At 56.7% G+C, this 21,937-nt stretch carries 18 protein-coding genes; 14 read left to right on the top strand and 4 right to left on the bottom strand.

Annotated elements, in window-relative coordinates; genetic code table 11:
* The first annotated feature begins 602 nt into the window (after window positions 1-602).
* From SHIM_RS13490 to SHIM_RS13460, 7 genes are all read left to right on the top strand, one after another.
* On the top strand, window positions 603-2,087 hold the full coding sequence (locus SHIM_RS13490) for an aldehyde dehydrogenase (NADP(+)) (protein WP_054003185.1): 1,485 nt from the start codon (window positions 603-605) through the stop codon (window positions 2,085-2,087).
* 196 nt (window positions 2,088-2,283) lie between these two features.
* Window positions 2,284-3,264, top strand: a complete 981-nt coding sequence (locus SHIM_RS13485) for a TRAP transporter substrate-binding protein (RefSeq protein ID WP_054003208.1) — start codon at window positions 2,284-2,286, stop codon at window positions 3,262-3,264.
* Between the two features lie 76 nt (window positions 3,265-3,340).
* The gene (locus SHIM_RS13480) at window positions 3,341-3,871 is read left to right on the top strand and encodes a TRAP transporter small permease (RefSeq protein WP_241488870.1); all 531 of its coding nucleotides are present in this window, start codon (window positions 3,341-3,343) and stop codon (window positions 3,869-3,871) included.
* 1 nt (window position 3,872) lies between these two features.
* Entirely contained in the window at window positions 3,873-5,153 is a 1,281-nt protein-coding gene (locus tag SHIM_RS13475) for a TRAP transporter large permease (protein ID WP_054003184.1), read from the top strand.
* A gap of 10 nt (window positions 5,154-5,163) precedes the next feature.
* A complete protein-coding gene (locus tag SHIM_RS13470; protein WP_054003183.1) occupies window positions 5,164-5,880 on the top strand; it encodes a ribonuclease activity regulator RraA in 717 nt (238 codons plus the stop codon).
* Window positions 5,877-6,602, top strand: a complete 726-nt coding sequence (locus SHIM_RS13465) for a FadR/GntR family transcriptional regulator (protein ID WP_054003182.1) — start codon at window positions 5,877-5,879, stop codon at window positions 6,600-6,602. Before SHIM_RS13470 ends, SHIM_RS13465 begins: the two co-directional genes overlap by 4 nt.
* Before the next feature lie 263 nt (window positions 6,603-6,865).
* A complete protein-coding gene (locus SHIM_RS13460; RefSeq protein ID WP_054003181.1) occupies window positions 6,866-7,612 on the top strand; it encodes an SDR family NAD(P)-dependent oxidoreductase in 747 nt (248 codons plus the stop codon).
* Between the two features lie 61 nt (window positions 7,613-7,673).
* Here SHIM_RS13460 and SHIM_RS13455 read toward each other — a convergent pair whose 3' ends face one another.
* On the bottom strand, window positions 7,674-8,732 hold the full coding sequence (locus SHIM_RS13455; RefSeq protein WP_054003180.1) for a LacI family DNA-binding transcriptional regulator: 1,059 nt from the start codon (window positions 8,730-8,732) through the stop codon (window positions 7,674-7,676).
* Between the two features lie 176 nt (window positions 8,733-8,908).
* Here SHIM_RS13455 and SHIM_RS13450 point away from each other — a divergent pair, with 176 nt between their 5' ends.
* The 7 genes from SHIM_RS13450 (at window position 8,909) to SHIM_RS13420 (ending at window position 18,398) form a co-directional block, all read left to right on the top strand.
* Window positions 8,909-10,450: a sugar ABC transporter ATP-binding protein gene (locus tag SHIM_RS13450; protein ID WP_054003179.1), complete on the top strand. Its 1,542-nt coding sequence runs from the start codon at window positions 8,909-8,911 to the stop codon at window positions 10,448-10,450.
* The gene (locus SHIM_RS13445) at window positions 10,443-11,459 is read left to right on the top strand and encodes an ABC transporter permease (RefSeq protein ID WP_054003178.1); all 1,017 of its coding nucleotides are present in this window, start codon (window positions 10,443-10,445) and stop codon (window positions 11,457-11,459) included. The genes SHIM_RS13450 and SHIM_RS13445 overlap by 8 nt, the downstream gene beginning before the upstream one ends.
* Before the next feature lie 79 nt (window positions 11,460-11,538).
* Window positions 11,539-12,492, top strand: a complete 954-nt coding sequence (locus tag SHIM_RS13440) for a substrate-binding domain-containing protein (RefSeq protein ID WP_054003177.1) — start codon at window positions 11,539-11,541, stop codon at window positions 12,490-12,492.
* 85 nt (window positions 12,493-12,577) lie between these two features.
* A complete protein-coding gene (locus SHIM_RS13435) occupies window positions 12,578-13,630 on the top strand; it encodes a sugar phosphate isomerase/epimerase family protein (RefSeq protein ID WP_054003176.1) in 1,053 nt (350 codons plus the stop codon).
* 3 nt (window positions 13,631-13,633) lie between these two features.
* Window positions 13,634-14,776, top strand: coding sequence for a Gfo/Idh/MocA family protein (locus SHIM_RS13430; protein WP_054003175.1), 1,143 nt, complete (start codon window positions 13,634-13,636; stop codon window positions 14,774-14,776).
* A gap of 159 nt (window positions 14,777-14,935) precedes the next feature.
* Window positions 14,936-16,588, top strand: coding sequence for a glutamate--tRNA ligase (gene gltX / locus SHIM_RS13425; protein ID WP_054003174.1), 1,653 nt, complete (start codon window positions 14,936-14,938; stop codon window positions 16,586-16,588).
* Between the two features lie 193 nt (window positions 16,589-16,781).
* Window positions 16,782-18,398, top strand: coding sequence for a GMC family oxidoreductase (locus tag SHIM_RS13420; protein WP_054003206.1), 1,617 nt, complete (start codon window positions 16,782-16,784; stop codon window positions 18,396-18,398).
* Window positions 18,399-18,404: 6 nt separating this feature from the next.
* Here SHIM_RS13420 and SHIM_RS13415 read toward each other — a convergent pair whose 3' ends face one another.
* Genes SHIM_RS13415 through SHIM_RS13405 form a run of 3 tightly spaced genes read right to left on the bottom strand, consistent with a single transcriptional unit; the run spans window position 18,405 to window position 21,936 of the window.
* On the bottom strand, window positions 18,405-19,751 hold the full coding sequence (locus SHIM_RS13415; protein WP_054003173.1) for a hypothetical protein: 1,347 nt from the start codon (window positions 19,749-19,751) through the stop codon (window positions 18,405-18,407).
* Window positions 19,752-19,754: 3 nt separating this feature from the next.
* Window positions 19,755-20,582, bottom strand: coding sequence for a hypothetical protein (locus tag SHIM_RS13410; RefSeq protein WP_054003172.1), 828 nt, complete (start codon window positions 20,580-20,582; stop codon window positions 19,755-19,757).
* A 10-nt stretch (window positions 20,583-20,592) separates the two neighbouring features.
* The gene (locus SHIM_RS13405) at window positions 20,593-21,936 is read right to left on the bottom strand and encodes a caspase family protein (protein WP_054003171.1); all 1,344 of its coding nucleotides are present in this window, start codon (window positions 21,934-21,936) and stop codon (window positions 20,593-20,595) included.
* Window position 21,937 lies beyond the last annotated feature (1 nt).

Raw genomic sequence — 21,937 nt, 5'->3', positions numbered from 1 at the left:
TCATCGCCAGACCTAGTAAACGACCTCGTATAATACGTATCTCTCAATTACGATGTTTTAAACCAAGCCGCCCTCCGGGGCGGTTTTGTTGTTTCTGGAACATGGATCTCAGCTTCTAAAGCGTAGCCGACGTGATATTCGGACTGATGAGGCGTCAAAATCATCAGAAATGGCAAAAATCGCTGGAAGATTGCCTGAACTGGAGTTTTGCCCTGTCCCAAAACGTCAGAGAACAGGCCTGCGAGCATAGACCTGCTTATTGTTGGAAGTGGCGCAAAGCCCCCGGCACTGGGTCTTCGACGGACACGTGCGTACACAACCGGTTGTGTTAATCCCCGACAGTCGGGGCAGATGTGCATGTTTCCTTGCGGGGCACTTCGGCGGCGGTTGTACAATTGCCCTTCTGAGGCACACTCGCTCTCGCCATCCCGCCCCTCCAAAGTTGTAATAATTTGTAAAATTTGGATTGACAGGTTACCGCAACCTGTGGTGACTGACGACCAAATGTCCCTGTCTGCAAAGCGTCTGCATCGCGTCGGTAAGACGTCGGTGCGGAATTGGGCACTCAGCGACTGCACAACTTGACGAATTAAGGACACAACATGCTGATCGGAAAACACCTGATTGCCGGCAACTGGGCTGGCGGCGATGAGACATTTGCCAATGAACCGGTACAGGGCGACGAAGACTATTTTGCGCGCGGTACTGTGGCAGATGTCACGCGTGCCTGCGAAGAGGCCGAGGCGGCGTTCTGGAGTTATGGCTATTCGGACGACGCGACGCGCGCGACCTTTTTGCGTGAAATTGCCGATCAGATCGAACAGCGTGGCGCGGACATCACGACAATGGGTGTCAAAGAAACCGGCTTGCCCGAAGGTCGGCTGAAAGGTGAGCGGGGGCGTACAACGGGCCAGTTGCGTTTGTTTGCTGATCATATTGAGGCGCGCAGCTATCTGGACGAGCGGTTTGATCCCGCTTTGCCGGATCGCGCGCCTATGCCACGGCCTGACATTCGACTGAGACAACGCCCGATTGGTCCGGTTGCTGTGTTTGGTGCCTCCAACTTCCCGCTCGCCTTCTCTACCGCGGGTGGCGATACCGCGGCCGCGTTGGCGGCTGGTTGTCCTGTTGTGGTCAAAGGCCATTCGGCGCATCCCGGAGTTTCAGACATCGTAGCGCAGGCCATCGAGGCGGCGATTAAAGTTTGCGGTCTACATCCAGGCGTGTTCAGCCAGATCCAAGGCGGCAATCGCGCCGTTGGCCAGGCATTGGTACAGCATCCGCTGATCCGTGCTGTCGGGTTCACAGGTTCATTGGGCGGCGGTCGCGCCTTGTTTGATCTTTGCGCGTCGCGCCCCGAACCTATCCCGTTTTTTGGGGAACTTGGATCGGTCAACCCGATGTTTGTGATGGATGGAGCCCTGTCGGCGCGCGGCAATGAAATTGCTGTCGGTTGGGCGTCGTCGTTGACCATGGGGGCGGGACAGTTTTGCACCAACCCCGGGATCGCGGTCTTGCGGCAAGGCGCACAGGCGGAGGCGTTTGTTACGGCGGCAAGCGATGCACTCGAAACTGTCGCGGCGCAAACTATGCTGACCGACGGCATAGCGTCAGCGTATCGCATCGGTACGGCACAGTTGGCCGGAGCCAAGGCTGTTCGGCAGGTGTTGGCAACGACCGGAGGGCCGCGCGAAGCAACGCCACAGTTGTTTCAGGCGACGGCGCAAGCCTGGCTTGAGGATGAGGCGTTGGGCACAGAGGTGTTTGGGCCATTGGGTATGGTTGTGACGGTTGAGAATGAAGAAGAGCGGTTGGCCTTGGCCAAATCGCTGCATGGTCAGTTGACCTGCACGCTGCAAATGGACGGTTCTGATCATGAAGAGGCGCGGCGCCTGCTGCCTGTGTTGGAGCGCAAAGCAGGCCGTGTGTTGGCCAATGGGTTCCCGACCGGCGTCGAAGTTTGCGATGCGATGGTACATGGCGGCCCGTATCCGGCGTCGACAAACTTTGGGGCCACCTCGGTGGGCACGCTGTCGATTCGTCGCTTTTTGCGGCCGGTGAGTTATCAGAACATGCCTGACCTATGAGACAACAGAACCCTTCCGTGCCGCGTTGTTAAACGAACGGCACTGACTGGCCGCGCCTTTGAAATTAGGGGTGCGGCCACTTTTTCGTCGATGGTAAGTTGCAAGGTACAAAATAAATTGTTGTGAAAATTTGTAATGTGTGGGAGTTACAAATCTGACAAATTGTCAGGAGGAGGACAAAATGACATTTGCGAAGATGATTTCGAAAAAGACTCTGACCGCAGCGGTAGCAGCTGCGGGCATGATGCTGCCATTGGCAGCCGAAGCCAAAGACTGGCGCGGTTGGAACATCCACGTTGAAGACTATCCCGTGTCGCATGGCATGGAAGCTTTCATGGCGGACGTGACCGAAGCCACCGGTGGCGACATCAAGGGCAAAGTATTCCATTCGGGCGTTCTGGGCTCTCAGCCTGACGCGATCGAGCAACTGCGCCTTGGCATCATTGACTTTGGTGTCTTCAGCCTCGGCCCAATGGGTCAGGCCGTTCCAGCGACCAACGTTGTGTCGCTGCCATTCATTTTCAAATCTGTTCCACAGATGTATGAACTGATGGATGGTGCCGGCGGTGAAGCGCTTGGTAAAGCACTGGAAGAAAAAGGCATTGTTGCTCTGGGTTACTATGACGCAGGCGCACGTTCTTTTTACAATTCTATCAAGCCAATCAACACACCTGATGATGTTGCAGGCATGAAAGTGCGCGTCATGAACAACGACCTGTTCGTTGGCATGATCGAAGCCATGGGCGGCAACGCCACACCGATGGCCTTTGCCGAAGTGTACCAGTCGATCAAGACCGGTGTTGTGGACGGTGCGGAAAACAACCCACCATCTTACGAATCCACAAGCCACTTTGAAGTTGCGCAGTACTACTCCATGTCGCAGCACTTGATCATCCCTGAGTGTCTGTGCATGGCGAAAAAGACTTTTGATGCGCTGAGTGCGGATCAACAGGCTGCTGTACGCGAAGCTGGTCGCAAATCCACCGAGTTGCAGCGTGAGCTGTGGCAGAAGCGCGAAATGGCGTCGATGGAAATTGTAAAGTCCGGCGGCGTCACCGTGAACGAGATTGCTGACAAATCGGCTTTCCAGGCGGCGATGGCACCTGTCTATGACAGCTTCTTGTCTGCAAACCCGGAAATGACCGATCTGGTCAACCTGTTCCGCAACGCGGAATGATCTGAGTTAACAAATTTGGCAGGCGCCCTGCGGCAAACGTGGGGCGCCTCTCTTTTTCGAAATTGGGGGGAAGACAGTGCAAGAATATCCCGGTTGGATAAATCGCGGTGAGCGCATTCTGGGATGGCTTAGCAATCTCTGCATTTTCGCCGCGTCCTGTGCGTTGGTGGTTTTGGTGACCACGTTTGGCTGGCTGGTGTTTGGCCGGTACGTGCTGAACGCGACACCAACGTGGGTAGAGCAACTGGCGCTCTTGCTGGTGTGCTACATTGCCTATCTTGGCGCAGCGGCCGGTGTGCATGAGCAGACCCATTTGGGTGTCACACTGTTTCGCGACGCAATGGGCCCCAAAGTGAGTGCCGCGTTGCGCCTGTTCAACGACGTCGTTCTTTCGGTGTTTGGTGCTTTGATGATGGTGGCGAGCCTTGAGCTGTTTCAGTTCGGTTGGTCGACCATGTTGCCGATGCTGAATATTCCAGAAAGTTTTCGCACCCTGTCTGCCCTGTTGTGTGGCGGTCTGGTGTGCATTTTCGCCGGGTTTCGCGCCCTTTTCCGTCTTGCGCTGATGATGCGCGGACAAAGCTATATCGACGGAGAGGTCGTGTAAGATGGGTTTGGCACTGCTTCTGGGCGCATTCTTCGGTTGTGTGATTATTGGTCTGCCGGTGGCGTTCGCCATGGGCATCGCCGCAGCCGCCGCATTCTGGTACGAGGGCTTCCCTCTGCTGATCACTTTTCAACGCTCTGTTTCGGGCATTTCGGTGTTTTCGCTGTTGGCGATCCCGTTTTTTGTCTTTGCCGGCGAGTTGATGTTGCACGGCGGGATCGCCGCGCGATTGGTGAAATTCGCTTCGGCGCTCGTGGGGCACATTCGTGGTGGCCTTGCGTCGGTGAACATCTTCTCCAGCATGCTGTTTGGCGGTATCTCGGGGTCAGCGGTTGCAGACATCTCGGCGCTTGGCTCGATCCTCATTCCGGTGATGAAAGAGCGCGGCTATCGGCCCGACTATGCGGTGAACGTCACCGTGACCTCATCAATTGCGGGCATCGTCATTCCGCCCAGCCACAACATGATCATTTTCGCGGTTGCCGCAGGTGGCGGTCTGTCGATTTCGCAACTGTTCCTCGCGGGCGTTGTGCCGGGTATCCTGATGTGTGTCTGCCTAGCGGTGGCGGCCTATATCATTGCAGTGAAACACAACTACCCAGCGGAGAAGTTCCCTGGGTGGGGTGAGGTCTGGCGTTCGTCGCTCGCCGCGTTGCCAGGTTTGGTTACCGCTGTGATCATCGTTGGTGGGGTGCTGTCTGGCGTCTTTACTGTGACGGAATCCGGTGCCTTTGGTGCAATTTATGCGCTGTTGCTGACGTTCTTTGTCTATCGCTCGCTGGATTGGAATGGGTTCAAAACCGCTGTTGTTCAAGCCGTACGCACCACCGCGATGGTTATGGTTCTGATCGGGTTTGCCAGCTCCTTTGCTTATCTTCTGGCGCTCTATCAAGTGCCGGACAAGCTTGGCTCGTTCATGTTAGGCATCTCGGATAGCAAATTCGCGATCCTGCTGATGATCAACCTGATGCTGCTGGTGTTGGGCATGATTATGGACATGGCAGCGCTGATCCTGATTTGTACGCCGATCTTTTTGCCTATCGTAAAGAACCTTGGCATGGAGCCTGAGCAATTTGGCATCATGCTGTTGGTGAACCTTGGGCTTGGTCTGTGTACGCCTCCGGTGGGCACCTGCCTGTTTGTCGGCTGTGCTGTTGGGCGTATCCGGATCGAAGAAACGCTCAAAACGATCTGGCCGTTCTACCTTGCGATCCTGTTCGCGTTGATTCTTGTGACCTATGTGCCGGCGGTGTCTTTGTTCCTGCCATCGCTGTTTGACTGAGGGAAACCCTATGACTGTTCTGACCAAAGAAATCCGCGACATGTTGATGGATGTCAGCACCGCAACCCTGACCACTGCGATGTTCAAGCGCGGCTTTCGCAACATTTTCTTTCAGGGACCACATCGGCTGAATCCCGGCAAGAACATGGTCGGCGAGGCATATACCTTGCGCTACATTCCCGCGCGTGAAGATCTGGACATGCTCGAAAGCTTTGCCGATCGGGACAATCCGCAACGCAAAGGCGTCGAAGAGTGTCCCGAAGGCGCGGTGTTTGTGATCGACTCGCGCCAGGATGCCTCGGCAGCATCGGCGGGGGGTATTTTGGTAACGCGTTTGCAGACCAAAGGCGTCGCAGGCATTGTGACAGATGGTGGGTTTCGCGACACGCCGGAGATTTCCGAGCTGAACATGCCCGCCTATCACACACGCCCAAGTGCGCCGACCAATTTGATCAGCCACCACGCGGTTGCGATCAACGATCCGGTGGCTTGTGGTGGCGTTTCGGTCTTTCCGGGTGACGTGATCGTCGGTGACGGCGAGGGTGTGGTGTGTATTCCGGCGCATCTTGTGGAACAAATCGCCACAGAGTCGGCAGAAATGACAGTCTTTGAAGACTTCGTTCTGGAAATGGTGCAAGAGGGCGTGTCAACATTCGGGCTGTATCCGCCGACCGATCCGGGTACCGCCGAAAAATTCGCTTCGTGGAGGCAACGCAAAAACCGATGACCCTTGAAGACCCCAATGTGAAAACCGCTGCCCGCCGTGGCAAAGACCGTACGTTGTCGGATCGGTGTTATGAAAACATCTTGTCGATGATCGTAAGCGGCGAATTTGCGGTTGGGGCAAAGCTTCCGACAGAACACAAGCTAAGTGAGCAGTTGGAAGTGTCTCGTCCGGTGTTGCGGCAAGCGTTGAAGCAGTTGCGCGAAGACGGTGTTGTCGTTTCAAGGCAGGGATCCGGATCGTTTGTGCAGCGTCGCCCCGAAGGCGCAGTGCTGGATTTTGCGCCAGTGGGCTCGATTGCGGATATTCAACGTACCTTCGAATTTCGCGTGGCAATCGAGGGCGAGGCGGCCTTTCTGGCAGCAGCGCGGCGCAGTGACGCCGACCTCAAAGCGATGCGGGCAGCTCTGGAGGAGTTGGACCGCTGCGTGGCGCGCGATGAGTTGGGCGTGGACACGGATGAGCTTTTTCACGAGGCGATCTGCACGGCGTCTGGCAATCAGTATTTCTCAGCTGCGCGCGCGTCGATGAAGCCCAATATCCTGATTGGCCTGAACCTGACCCGCAATCTGTCTCTGACCAAACCCAAAGAGCGGATGGAGATGGTCCAGCGCGAGCATTATGCGATTATGGAAGCCATCGACGCACGCGACAGCGAAGCCGCACGTTTGGCGATGCGTGCCCATGTGGATAACGCCCGGATGCGGGTGTTTGAAGGGCAGTAAGCCCGTCTCTTGATTGTGGAAATTTGTAAGTTATTGGCAAATCACAGTGATCCTCTGGCGTGAATTTTTCGGTCCTTTCCATGGGGATGATCCAAAAAATACTTTACTATCAGCGCGATAAGCTGGATCCGTCGCATTGCCACAGCGTCTCTTGGCGGGATCTGAATTTGTAAATATTTGTATTGATAAAGGCGCCATCCTGCGATACCTCCTGTGATGAAACAGGTCCGCCAATTCGCGGGCCGCAGCACAAAGAGGGTGTCATGGATCTCAAGGGCAAAACGGCAATTGTGACGGGTGGCGGGCGCGACATCGGGCGCGCCTGTGTGATGGAACTGGCCGCGCGCGGGGCCAACGTTGTCATAAACTATTTTGCAAGTTCGACTGGCGCCGAAAGCGCTGTGGCCGAGATCGAGGCTGCAGGCGGGCAAGCTCTGGCGATGCAAGGCGACCTGACCAAAGAGGCCGACGTTGCCGCGATTGTTGATGCAACCGTTGCCAAATTCGGAAGCGTTGATGTGTTGGTGCATGTGACCGGCGGGTTGCTTAAGCGGGTGAAAATGTCCGAGATGACGTTGGCGCACTGGAATGCGGTCATGGACGTGAACCTGACGTCATTTATGTTGATGGTCTCGGCGAGCTTGCCGCATATGGCCAAGGGCGGGTCCATCGTCGGCTTGGCGTCCCAAGCAGGGCGTGACGGAGGTGGCCCTGGCGCGGCGGCCTATGGCGCGTCTAAAGGCGCCGTTATGACGCTGACACGTGGACTGGCCAAAGAGTTGGGGCCTGATATTCGCGTCAACAGCTTGTGCCCCGGCATGATCGACACAGATTTCCACAACACGTTTACAGCCGATGCGGTGCGCGAACACGTAGCCGGTATCACGCCGCTGAAGCGGGAAGGGTCATCCGAAGAGGTGGCCAAAGTGGTCGGCTTCTTGGCCAGCGACGAGTCGTCTTTCGTAACCGGCACCAATATTGATGTGAACGGCGGAATGCTCTTTTCCTGAAGCGTTCACGAGACCTCCCGCGGCAGTCGCTGCTCCTGTCGGAGCGGCGGCTTTCGCCGTTTTAGGGGGTGTCTCGACGGGTCAGTTGATGTGCAGAAGAAGGCGCGGGTCCGCAGCTTTCACGCACCACCAGATCACCATGCAAAAGCTCGTGTTGTCGGGGCTTTTGGCGGGTCTCCAGCCCATCCAGCAGGAACGTCATCGCACGTTCGCCGATCTGGCTGCGCGGTTGGCGGATTGTGGTCAGAGCGGGCGTGATGTGGCTGGCAAACGGGATGTCGTCAAAACCGATCACGGAGAAGTCTTCAGGCACGCGATAGCCGCGCAGGCGCAGAGCCGAGATCACTCCAATCGCCGTGTTGTCATTGAAGCAGAAGAACGCAGTGGGCAACGTATCTTTGATGAACAGGCGTTCGACCGCGGCTCGGCCGCTTTCAGAGCTGCTGTCGCCGTCGATGCTCCAGCTTTCCAGCGGTTCGGAGTATTCAGCAAGGCCAAGTCGATAGCCATTTTCGCGCAGTTCCGAGACGATGTTGCCCGGCCCGCCCGTGACATAAACGATGCGACGGTGGCCCAACGACACCAGGTATTCGGTGGCCATTTTTGACGCGGCGACGTCGTCAACACCGACATAGGCGAGGTCTTCGGTTTCGATCGGGCGTCCAACCGCAACGGTGGGTGGCAATTGCGCCGGAGTGGCGTGTGGGCCGCCCGCGACGGGCACATGACCGGTGAGCAGCACAAGCCCGTCAGCCATGCCCGTGGACAGGAATCGCATGTGGGCCTCTTCGAGTGCGATCTCGCCTTCGGTATTGCCAATAAGCACTCCGTAGCCGCGTTCATTGGCGATCTTTTCAAGACCGATCAGGATGGTCGGAAAGTTCGGATCAGCAATCGACGGGGCAAGCACCATAACCATTTGCGAACGCTTCATCCGCAGGTTCTGGGCCATTGCGTTTGCAGTGTACCCGGTGCGGGCAATCGCGGCGGTGACCTTCTTGCGGGTGCTTTCAGCGACCTTCTCGGGGTTGCGAATCGCACGGCTGACAGTGGCGATTGAGACGCCTGCAAGCTTGGCGACATCCTCGATTGTCGCGGGTTTTCTGGTCTCTTCCGTCACCGGATTTTGTGCCTGTCTGCGAAGTTCAATTCGCTTTGTAAATCAATGCTGTTAAGGCAGGTATAGCCTTTTGCGTAAGTGGTGAAAAGGTTTACATCGATTTATGAAAAGGTTTACATGGCCAATGAAAAGGTTTACATCGAAGTTAGGAGAGCGGTGAAAGCCGCAGGAGGAACATGGGAGGAGAGGCTGTGCCAGATGGCCAGACCATAGCGGCGTCGGTGCTGTGCGCCGAGCGTATCAGCAAGTCGTTCGGAACCGTCCCGGTTCTGTTCAGCGTGTCGATGGATATCAAAGCCGGCGAAGTTCACGCGCTGATTGGCGAGAACGGTGCGGGCAAATCCACGCTGATGAAAATCCTCTCGGGCTTTCACCAACCCACCTCGGGCCGCATCCTGATGGACGGCCAGGAAATGAGCTTGCCGCCCAATGGCGAGACCGAAAAGCTGGGCGTTGTTTTGATCCATCAGGAGCTGAACCTCGCAGAGCAGATGACGGTTGAGGAAAATGTTTTCCTTGGACGTGAGATCACCCATCGCGGACGGCTCGACCGACAGCGGATGGCAGATGTTGTTCAGGGTTACCTTGACGACATTGGTTTGAACATCGCGCCGGGGGATCGGATTTCCGACCTGTCGATTGCTCAAAAGCAGATGGTTGAAATCGTCAAAGCCATGAGCCGCGATGCGCGGGTTCTGATCATGGATGAACCAACGGCGACACTCACCGAGGCCGAAACCAGTTTGTTTTTCGAGCAGATTGCACGGCTCAAGGAGCAGGGTGTTGCGATCATTTTCGTGAGCCACAAGCTGACTGAGGTGAAAGAAATTTCGGACCGGGTCACCGTGATGCGCGACGGTCAGTGGATCGCCACACAGGACGCCGGCGACCTGACACTGGACGCCATGGCGCAGATGATGGTCGGTCGAGAATTGTCCGATCTGTATCCACCGATCAATGAGGCGGATGTTGACGCGGACCGTGTGCTGGAGGTCAAAAACCTTTATGCGCCCGACGTCGAAGGCGTCAGTTTCTACCTGCGCAAAGGCGAAGTTCTTGGGTTTTCGGGTCTGATCGGATCTGGGCGCACGGCGGTGTTTGAAGCAATCTGTGGCCTCGCGCCGATTGACGCTGGCGAGGTGCTTTTTGACGGCGCACCCGCCGAGTTTACATCGGTGTCCAAGGCCCGCGATGCGGGCGTGGTCTATTTGACAAAAGACCGCAAAGGCAAAGGCCTGTTGCTTGACAAAAAGATGCGCGAAAATCTGACGCTTTTTGCTTTGCCGAAATTCGTGCGCAACGGATCTGTGGATCGCAAAGCAGAAACCGAGGCGATGGAACGCGCCGTGCGTCGTTTCGACATTCGGTCGCGCGACGCCAATATCGATGTGGGTGATCTGTCAGGCGGCAATCAGCAAAAACTGTTGCTGGCCAAGGTGATGGAATGTGACCCGCGTATCCTGATTATCGACGAGCCGACGCGCGGCATCGACGTAGGAACAAAACAGCAGATCTATCACTTTATCGCCGCCATCGCCGCCGAAGGCGTGTCGGTCGTCGTGATCTCGTCGGAGATGCCGGAAATCATCGGCGTCAGCCACCGGGTTGCGGTGATGCGCGAGGGCCAGATTACCGGAATTCTGAGCGGTGATCACATCAACGAAAATGAAATCGTGCGCTATGCCGCTGGGCTGAAGCGGGAGACAAACCATGACTGAGACCGCCATGACACAAACACAAAAATCCCGTTTTCAAAACTTTGACTTTAAAACGGCCGGACCGGCGATTGCATTGATCATTCTGTGCATCATTGGTTTTCTGCTCAATCCAGCCTTTCTGAGTGAGGGCAACATCACCAACCTGCTGACAAGGTCCGCCTTTATCGGGATCATTGCGGTTGGCGCGACTTTCGTGATCACCGCTGGTGGGATCGATTTGTCGGTCGGGTCTATGGCCGCCGTCATTGCGGGGGTCATGATCATCGTGATGAACGGCGCGGTGGAGACATTTGGCACAGGTGTGACCACGGTTCTGATTGGCTGCGGTTGCAGTGTGATCCTTGGTCTTGGCGCAGGGTTCATCAACGGTTTTCTGACCACCAAAGGCAAAATCGAAGCCTTCATTGTGACGCTGGGCACGATGGGTATCTTCCGCTCGCTGGTCACCTATTTTGCGGACGGCGGCACGCTGTCGCTGAACTATGACATTCGCGGCGTGTATCGCCCAGTTTACTATGACAGCTTTGCTGGTTTACCGATCCCAGTGTGGGTGTTCATCGTGGTGGCGATCTGTGGCTGGCTGCTGCTCAACCGCACCGCTTTTGGCCGCTATTGCACGGCGATCGGGTCGAACGAGAGCGTGGCAAAGTATTCCGCGATCAGGGTCGACCGGATCAAGACCTGGACCTACGTTTTGCAGGGCCTGTGCGTATCGCTGGCGACAATCATTTATGTGCCACGATTGGGCTCGGCGTCGTCGTCAACCGGTGTGCTCTGGGAGCTTGAAGCCATCGCGGCGGTGATCATTGGCGGCACAGTTCTTAAGGGTGGTTATGGTCGTATAGGCGGCACCATTCTCGGGGCACTGATCCTAACAACCATCGGCAATATTCTGAACTTTACCGATATGATTTCCAACTATTTGAATGGGACCATGCAGGGTCTGATCATCATCGTTGCGGTCTGGCTGCAACGCGGTGATTGGGGCCGGAAACACAAGAACAACTAAGTTTCTCGCAAAAACTTGCGCGAAAGAACCGGGCGCCACCGGACAGGAGAGGTGCGTCCAAATTCCTAGGGAGGAAGACATGAAAACACTTAGCAAAATCAGCACACTGGCGGTTGCGGCGACGATGTCGTTGGCAGGGTTCGCAAGTGCCGAAACCATCAAGATCGGGGTCAGCTATCCGACACCGACCCACGCTTGGGCGGCTGGTATGAACTGGCATGCCGAACAGGCAGAAAAGCGGCTTGAGGCACTGTATCCCGATGTGGATCTGGTGCTGATCAACTCGCCTGATCCATCCGCACAGGCCAGCGCGCTGGAAGACCTTGTGTCGGTGCATGGCATTGACGCGCTTGTGGTGCTGCCGTTTGAAAGCGAGCCGCTCACAGATCCAGTGCTGAACGTCAAGAAATCGGGCGCTTTGATTACTGTGGTAGACCGCGGTCTGAGCCAGCCTGGCATCGAAGACATCTATGTGGCGGGCAACAATCCTGAGCTGGGTCGTGTGTCGGCGCAGTACATGAAAACCCGTCTGGAATCCGGTGACAACATCGTGGTTCTGCGCGGTATTCCGACGCTGATCGACAACGAGCGTTTCGATGCCTTTATGGCCGAAATGGAAGGCTCTGGCGTCAATATCCTCGACCACAAACACGCCAACTGGAACCGCGATGACGGTTTCGAAGTGATGCAGGATTTCCTGTCGCGTTTCCCCGACATCGACGCGGTTTGGGCACAGGATGATGACATCGCGATTGGTGTTGTGGCTGCGCTGAAGCAGGCGGGTCGTGATGGCGATGGTATGTTCGTTGTTGGCGGTGCTGGCATGAAGGAAACCATCAAAGGCATCATGGATGGCAACGAGCTGGTTCCAGTCGACGTTCTCTATCCACCAAGCATGATCGCCACAGCGATGGATGTGACCGTGGCTGCGTTCAAATCTAACGGTCCTGTGGCCGGTCGCTACATTCTGGGCGCGACCCTGATCACTCAGGAAAACGCGGCCAGCTTCTATTTCCCTGACTCCCCGTTCTAAGTCGACGATTTAGGGAAATTCGGCAAGAGGGCGTTCTCCCAATCGTCCTCTTGCCACAACCACCCCCGGCAACAGGAGAAAGACAATGAAAACCATCAAAGGTCCCGCGCTGTTTCTGGCGCAGTTTGCAGGGGACGAGGCACCGTTCAATTCATGGGACAGCATCACCAAATGGGCGGCCGATTGCGGATACAAAGGTGTTCAAGTGCCAAGCTGGGACGCACGCATTTTTGACCTTGGTAAAGCAGCAAGTTCGCGCAGCTATTGCGACGAATTGGTTGGCGTGGCCAAGGAAAACGGCGTTGAGATCACCGAATTATCCACCCATCTGCAAGGCCAATTGGTGGCCGTGCATCCAGCCTATGACGAGGCTTTTGACGGCTTTGCCGCACCCGAAGTGCATGGCAATCCAAAAGCGCGACAGGCGTGGGCGGTGGAGCAGGTCAAATTGGCCATCACCGCAAGTTATAACCTTGGAATTCATCAGCATGTTACGTTTTCCGGCGCGCTGGCGTGGCCGTATGTATACCCTTGGCCACAGCGGCCTGCGGGTTTGATTGACACGGCGTTTGAGGAGCTGGCAAACCGCTGGCGGCCCATTCTGGACCACGCGGATCAGATGGGCGTGGATATTTGTTATGAAATCCATCCGGGTGAAGATCTGCATGACGGGATCACGTTTGAGATGTTCTTAGAGCGCGTGAACAATCACCCGCGCTGCAACATGCTTTATGATCCGAGCCATTATGTGCTGCAATGTCTGGATTATCTGGACAACATCGACATCTATCGCGACCGGATCAAAATGTTCCACGTCAAAGACGCGGAGTTCAATCCGACAGGCCGACAGGGTGTCTATTCCGGCTACCAACCGTGGGTGGATCGCGCTGGACGGTTCCGCTCGTTGGGCGACGGTCAGGTCGATTTCAACGCGGTGTTTTCCAAGATGGCGGCCAACAACTTTGATGGCTGGGCCGTGGTCGAATGGGAGTGCTGTTTGAAGCATCCCGAAGACGGTGCCCGCGAAGGCGCGGCCTTTGTGCGCGACCACATCATTCGCGTGACGGAAAAGGCGTTTGATGACTTTGCCGACACCGGAGCAGATGACGTGACCAACAAACGTATGCTGGGGATCTGAGCCATGACGCGACCAATTCGACTTGGCATGGTGGGCGGTGGGAACGACGCCTTTATTGGCGCGGTACACCGCATCGCCGCGCGTATCGACGGGCAGTTTGATCTGGTGGCGGGGGCCTTGTCCTCGACGCCGGCAAAGGCACAGGCATCCGGCGCGGCGCTTGGGCTTGATCCGGCCCGTACCTATGATGATTTCAAGGCGATGGCGATCCGCGAGGCGCGATTGAAAGACGGCATCGAGGCCGTGGCCATCGTGACGCCGAACCATGTGCATTATCCGGCGGCGCGGGAGTTTCTCAAACGCGGTATCCACGTGATCTGCGACAAACCGCTGACCTCTAATTTGCCGGACGCGCGCAAATTGGCGAAGGCGGTGGAAAGCTCGGAGGCGCTGTTCATTCTGACGCACAATTACACTGGGTATCCTCTGATGCGCCAAGCGCGGCAAATGGTGGCGGACGGCGCGCTGGGCGACATTCGCGTGGTGCAGGTGGAGTACCCGCAAGACTGGCTGACCGAGGCGCAGGACGGTGACAACAAACAGGCCGCATGGCGCACAGATCCGGCGCGGTCTGGCGCCGGTGGGTCAACCGGTGACATCGGCACGCATGCCTTCAATCTGGCATGTTTTGTTTCCGGTCTGACACCCGAAGCGCTGAGCGCGGATTTGCAAAGTTTTGTGGCAGGAAGGCAAGTCGACGACAACGCCCATGTGATGCTGCGTTTTCAAGGTGGTGCGCGGGGGATGCTTTGGTGTTCCCAAGTCGCGCCGGGCAATGAAAATGCGCTCAAGCTGCGGGTATACGGCTCCAAAGGCGGCATCGAGTGGGCGCAGGAAAACCCAAACCAGATGCTGTTCACCGAGTTTGGCAAGCCGACGCAAATCCTGACCCGCGCTGGGTCCGGCATGGGGGCGGCGTTTGAAGACCTGACCCGCACGCCCGGTGGCCACCCTGAAGGATACCTTGAGGCTTTTGCCAACCTTTATGCGCAAACGGCTGACGTGATCCGTGCGCATACACCGGGGGCAAGTTTGCCGTCAGACCCACCACTTCCCGGGATTTCCGACGGATTGGCCGGCGTGCAATTTGTCGATGCCTGCGTGACCAGTTCCCGCAAAAACGCCGGTTGGGTCTCGCTGGGGTAAGACTAAGCGACAAAAAGGCGAGGGGCGGGTCCTTGCTGGCCCGCTTCGTTTTGTGCGCAACCCTTGTCAACAAGGCCCATGCCCACTAGAGGTGACGCAAATTCGCGCTGCGCCATTTGGGGCGCGGCAATTGCTGTCCTTTCAAGAAACGCTGGTGTCATGTCCAACATCGTTGATCGCATTTTTCCCAATCCCCTGCCCACACCCGAAGAGCTTGCAGACCGTTTTCCGGCTCGCGACCTGCCTGAGGGCGCGATGGTTACGCGGGTGGGGCCAAGCCCGACCGGTTTCATGCACATCGGCACGCTTTATGTGGGCCGTATCTGTGCCCATTTCGCACGTGAAACTGGTGGGGTGTCGATCTTGCGGATTGAAGACACCGACAAGAAACGCGAAGTCGAAGGCGCGGTGGATTTCATCACCCACGCCTTTGACCATTTTGGCGTGACGTTTGACGAAGGCGTCGACACCGAAGGCAAAGACAAAGGCGCCTATGGCCCTTATCGCCAAAGCCAACGCATGGAAATCTATCAGGCCTACGTCAAACATCTGTTGGCGACCGGCAAAGCCTATCCGTGTTTTGCCTCGGGCGAAGAGCTTGACGCGATGCGCGACAAGCAGCAGTTGCGCAAGATGCGTACGGGGTATTATGGCGTTTGGGCTGAATGGCGTGATCGCCCCGAAGAGGACGTGCTCGCGGCATTGGATGCGGGCACACCTTTCGTGATCCGTTTCCGCTCCGAAGGCAAAATCGAGCGCAAGATGAAGTTCGAGGACTTGCTCTTTGGTGAACGTAAACTGCCGGAGAACGATCAGGACATCGTGATCATGAAGGCCGACGGCCTGCCGACTTATCACTTTGCCCATGCGGTCGATGACCACCTGATGGGCACCACCCACGTTATTCGTGGTGACGAATGGCTGTCGTCGATCCCGACGCATTTGCAGCTTTTCGAGGCGCTGGGCTGGGACGTACCGGAATATGCGCACATTGCACCGATCAACAAGATGGACGGCACCTCGCGCCGCAAACTGTCCAAGCGCAAAGACCCCGAGGCAAGCGTCGGCTACTTTGAGGAGTTGGGCTATTCCAACGAGGCGGTGCTGGATTATCTGATGACGCTGGCGGATGCCAACTTTGAGGACTGGTCCAAAGAGAACCCCGAGACATCGTCGTGGGAATTCCCGCTGACGATGCGCGGCCTCAAAGGCAGCAGCGGGCCTTTGTTTGATTTCGAGAAACTCGGCCACATCAGCCGCAACTTTGTCTCGACCCTCAAGAGCGACGAACTTTATGACCGTGTGCTGCCTTGGGCAAAGACCCATGACGCCGATCTCGCGGCCTTGATGACGGCGGATCCTGATCGGTCCCGCGCCATTATGGCGATTGAACGCGATGAGGCGCAGAACCCGCGCAAGGACATCGAAAAGTGGAGCGACGTTAAGGGCGAGCTGGCCTATTTCTTTGATGACCGCTTTGCCCTGACCGCTGATGAAGCGCGGGCGATGCTGGATTATCTGAGCGCGAATGAATTGGCGGTGTTGGTGTCAGAATTCCTTGAAGGCTATGATCCTGCCGATGACAACGAGACCTGGTTTGGAAAAATGAAGGAACTGGGCGGCAAGCACGGATTTGCCCTGCGCCCCAAGGATTTCAAGAAAAATCCGGACGATTACAAAGGCACCGTGGCGCATGTGGCCAAGATTTTCCGCGTGTTGCTGGCTGGCAAGGAGCGCTCGCCGGACCTCTATTCCATCATGCAGGTGATGGGACCGGAACAGGTCAAGGCGCGGGCATCTTTGGTGCTCTGAGCTTTCTAAACTATTGATAATGATGTGAAAGGCAGGGTTTTTGGCCCTGCCTTTTGCGTTTCTGACTGCAAAGGTGACGGAAAGTCACTTTGCAAATAGCTGGACCGCGCGCCACAACGGCTGCTTCATTGGGGCCATTGGAGCGTGGCGACGTTTGGGAGAACGTCAACGCGATCATTGGGGAGGGACTGTTGTGAGCTATGATTTTGTAATTGTCGGGGGCGGCTCTGCGGGGGCCACGATTGCGTCACGGCTGAGCGAAGATCCAAAGACAAAGGTTTGTTTGCTTGAGGCAGGCGGCAAAGGTGACGGCATTTTGGTGCGTGCGCCGATTGGCGTGGTCGCGATGTTGCCGGGCTATGGCAAGATCAACAACTGGGCCTTTGAGACGGTGCCGCAAAAGGGGTTGAACGGCCGCAAAGGCTATCAGCCGCGCGGCAAGGCGCTGGGCGGGTCAAGCGCGATCAATGCGATGCTGTATGTGCGCGGCCAGCGGCAGGATTATGATGGCTGGGCCGATTTAGGCTGTGAAGGTTGGGGGTGGGATGCGGTGCTGCCGTATTTCAAAAAGGCCGAGAACAACGTCAACGGCGCGGATGATTTTCACGGCGATTCCGGGCCCTTACACGTGTCCAATGCCAAAGCTCCGCGGCCTATATCCCGCGCATTTGTCGAGGCCAGTGGCGAGACGCAGGTCCGCGAGACGGCGGATTTCAACGACGGCGACAACGAAGGGGCGGGGCTCTATCAAACCACGCTGTTTCACGCGCCTGAAAAGAACGGGGAGCGGTGTTCCGCAGCGGCGGGCTATCTGCATCCGGTGATCGATGCGCGACCCAACCTGACCGTGATTACAGGAGCGCATGCAACCAAAGTGTTGCTGGAGGGCAAACGCGCGGTTGGCGTGGCCTATCGCCAAGGTCGCAAGGATCTTGAGGTGCTGGCTGACAAAGAGGTGATCCTGTGCGGCGGTGCATTCCAAAGTCCGCAACTGTTGCAGCTATCGGGCATTGGCCGGGCCGAGGACATCACGCCACACGGCATAGACATGCAACATGAGTTGGCCGGTGTGGGGCAAAACCTGCAGGACCATATCGATTTTGTCTTGGCCTACAAAACCAAGGACACCGACAACGTCGGCATTGGTGTGCGCGCCACCGCCAAGCTGACGCGCGAGATTTTCAAATGGCGCAAGGATGGCAACTCGATGGTCGCCTCCACGCTTGCAGAAGCAGGGTCTTTCTTCAAAACCGACAGCAGCCTTGAGCGCCCCGATGTGCAGACGCATTTTGTGATCTCCATCGTGGATGATCACGCGCGTAAGCTGCATCTTGGTCACGGGTATTCGTGCCATATCTGTGTGTTGCGCCCGCATTCGCGTGGTGAAGTAACGTTGAATTCCGCCGATCCATTGGCGCCGCCCAAGATCGATCCAAATTTCCTTGACGATGCGCGGGACATTCAAACGCTGATCAAAGGCGCCAAGATGACCCGTGCCGTGATGGACGCGCCGGCGCTGGCGAAATACAAACACAAAGAGCTGTTTGGTCTGAACGACGCGATGAGTGACGCCGACTGGGAAGGTCATATTCGCGCGCGCGCGGACACGGTTTATCACCCGGTCGGCACCTGTAAAATGGGGGTGGATGAGATGGCCGTGGTAGATCCGCAACTGCGGGTGCATGGGTTGGAAGGGTTGCGCGTGGCAGACGCGTCGGTGATGCCGACGCTGGTCAGCGGCAACACCAATGCGCCAACCATCATGATTGGCGAAAAATGCGCCGACATGATCAAAGCAGCGCAAGCCTAGGTCAGATCAGCTCTCGTTAGTTTCTTCAGATGGCGGGGGAGTCTCGCCGTCTGCGGGGATTGCCTCAGCCTCTTTGCGGTTGCCCGGCTTTGCTGCGCGTGGCGCGACAGGTTCAATTTGAAGAATGCTAAGTATCCAGCCGATCACAGCGGCAAAGAAAGTGACGGCAATGACCAGTGCCGGCTCCACAAACAGCCGGTCAAACAGCGTTAGAGACAAGCGGTTGCCTGCCACGCGCGACGGTCCGCCAGGCTGTATCATGTCAACAGCGTAGGCTTCGGTCGACACGTTGACCTTGTACATCTCTCCGTCGAAATGCACCTGACCCCACATCAATGAGGTGAATTCCTTGCCCGATGCTTTCTGAAGGCCGCGCAATGTGGCACCGCCGGGGATCGGTGTGGCATCGCGATTGGGGCGGTATACCCGTCGACAACCGGTCGCGGACAACATTGTGAGAGGCCCGCAAAGCGTTTCGCGCACCAAAATTTCGATACTGCCGCTGGTGAATTCCAGATCGGTGCTGGGCCGCCAGTTGCCGTCGGTATTGGCCACCAATCGGCGTCCGATATAGCCCGGACCATCGATCGGAATTGGCTCGCCTCGCGGACCGAAGGCAACTTCCGTTTGCTTCGCCTTCGGCTCGTCGCGCGCACCCGAGTCGGCATTTTCTGATTTCCGACAGCTTTCATCTTCAACAATGACGACGTGTTGATCAAACGTCAGACTGCCAGTTGGTTGCTCTTTATCCAGCAGAAAAACGTCAACAGGCGCATCAGCGCCCGAAATCACATATTCGGCCCCCGCGAAGTCCAAAGCGGCAAGGGGAACGAGTTCCTTGTTCGGGACGAATTGCCGCGCGGACGGGCCCGTCGCAATGAAGACGCGCGTCCAATTCAGGAACCGATCGAAGTAAGTCTGACGTTTCTTGTATTCGTCACCTTTGGCCGCGCGAATCTGCAGACGTTGCAGCCCGTTCAAAACGTCAAATTCCATAACAGCGCCGTGTTGCGGCTCTAAATGTCCGCTGACACAATGGGCGTCAGTAACTTCTGCCGAGTCCGGCGATTTTCTTACGACCTCTTTATTTCCGCTGGTTATCCGAACGCCGGAGACAAACAGCATCGCCTGCTCACTGTTTGTGACCTGATATTCAAATCGGGACGTTTCCGCCTCAATCAGGAAGTAGTCGCCGCGGTGGCCGCCAATGCGGACCGCCGTGAAAAGCAAAAGCGCCAGGCCAATACCAAAAAGCGTCAGGGAGGCTGAAATTTGCAAGGCCGGTAAGAAAGCTTCTACCCGATCTTTGATATTGTCGCGTGGGACTTTGGTGTCTTCAGAGCTTTTTTTCATGTATCAGTTTGGTAGTCTAGGAAGGGCCAAACGGGCGCGGTGAGTGCTTTCTTCGCCCAGAGACGTCACGGCCACGCTCAGTTCCCAAAGGCGATGTTTGTCTGTGCCGATGTCTTTCAAGGCGATTGAGCAGTCATAGCCGCTTTCTACGCGCACGCTCGGCGCGCAGCTCAGCGGGGTTGGATCGGCTAGGTCGCCAGCCTCCGACAAAACGCCAGCCAAAGTCGGAGCAACGGTGCCGGAGCCAACTTCGAGCACGACCAACAACGTGTCTGGGTCACGTGTCAGGCTGACAGGAACATAATACGACGAGCGTCCTGCAAGGCAGTCCAAAGCCACCATTGCGCGCATCAACAACATGTCTTCGGAGTATTCGCTTTTAACGTCCGGATGCTTTGATTCATAAGCTGCATTGATTAGGTCTGGGGCTGTGCTGTCACGGACAAATTGCTCTGCTTTGGTGCCGCCTGTCGCAGTGTAGTATCCGTTGATTGTGCGCACTTCGGCACAGATTTTGACCTTGTCGCTGTGTTTCGCGGCGACGTCACCCGGCAGGACAATGGGCGCCAAAAGCAGCTCGCTAAGTGTGACGGTCTCTACGGTATCAGAAAAGTCGGGTGTTTTCTTTTGCTGGGTCAATTGAATGCCGGCAAACAGGCGGTTGGTGCGGATGCTGTGCTTGTGATTGCCAGACATCGTGCCTTTACCCGCCTCCACATGTTCCGTCATCGAAAAGGCGCCAGCAGGGCGCAGGTCGACGAATTCGGCTTGTGCCGTGGCAGCCCAAGTCGCGACAAGGGCAGTCAGAAATGGTCGTGTGAAATTGATCATGTCAGTCTCCCTAAAACTCGATTCCCTTGAAACCGGATTTTTTGCCTTCGGCTTCCTCGTTCTTCCAGGAGAATACCAGTTTGTGGCCCGGCTCGTCGAAATATTGCGCCAAAACGCCACTGAAATCTGACAATTGCTTAAATCGTAGCTTTTCGCGGCCTTCGGGGTTGGACACGGTGACGCGGGTAATCAGATCGCCTCGTCCAAACAGAGCATCAGGCGTGGTTTGGACAACGATCACGCCGCCGAGGCTGCTGTCAAAACCTAGTTTTTCGATGCCCAAATCCGCCAAGGCTGCAGCAAGGATGCAGGCGCGGGCCTGCGGATTGCTGGCGATGCCCGTTTGCGCCCGCAACGCGAGCGCCTCTTGCAGGCTGTCGGGGGCAAAGCGGCAGACCTGAGGATCGTGACGCCAATCGGTGCCGAGACTGGTCGACGACAGCGTGCCGGACACATCGGCCAGATTGAACTGTCCGTTGATCGTGTCAAACAGCACGTGGGGGATCTGCAGTCCCTGACGGCCGGGCATGTTGCGGAAATCAGCAGCGCGTCGACTTATCTTTTCGACCTCAATACGGGTTTCCGCAAACACCGACAAAAGCGGCTGGTCGTTTTCCATGAAAGACAGGAACGCGCGAGAGAACACCGAATGCACGACCACGTCGCCGCCGCCCAGATCAAAGCCGTCGTTTTCACCTTCAAGGTCGGGGCTGTCGATAAAATCAAACGCCACGCCTTTAGGCGAGGAGCTGTAAAGCACCAGCACTTCTTCGACCGAGGTGTCAAAGCGCGGCTTGGTCGGCGCAAGGTCCGCGCCGTCCACCAGCGCTTCGTCACCGCAGGCATTAATGATCAGGATAATGCGGGCGGGATTGGCTTCTGCAAGGCGCGCGACCACGTCGCTAAGTTTGATGCTGCCAGCGCGCATGTCGCCCACAGAGGCATAGCGTTCGCCGTCGTCCGGCACGCCAACCAGAAAGTTTGATTTGCCCTGCGAAAAGCCGTGGCCGTTGAACACAAACACCACTTCCGAGCCGGAGGTGATTTGGCGCGCAGCGGCGTCCAGATCATTTTGCAAGCTGGCGGCGGTTCGGTCGAATGGAACGTCGTTAAGAACGTCCCAGCCCATGCCATCCAGTACATCGGCATATTTGGACGCGTCATGGCGCGGTGAATAAAGGTTGAGCGAGGAGCTTTCGATCATTTGCCCGTCGGCACGGCGTTCATAGGCGCTGTTGCCGACCACAAAGGCAAAGCGGTCCGGCGCAGATTGCGCAAAAACCGGAACAGCACAAAGGCTCGCCGTCAGTGCGAATAACGTAGTCTTTAGCCAGAGTGTCGTGCGGCGCAGCATG

The sequence above is a fragment of the Shimia sp. SK013 genome (genome assembly GCF_001292625.1).
In the GTDB taxonomy this organism is placed as follows: domain Bacteria; phylum Pseudomonadota; class Alphaproteobacteria; order Rhodobacterales; family Rhodobacteraceae; genus Shimia.
The sequence above is the reverse complement of the archived record's forward strand: the minus strand, read 5'-3'. Positions and strand labels throughout refer to the sequence as shown.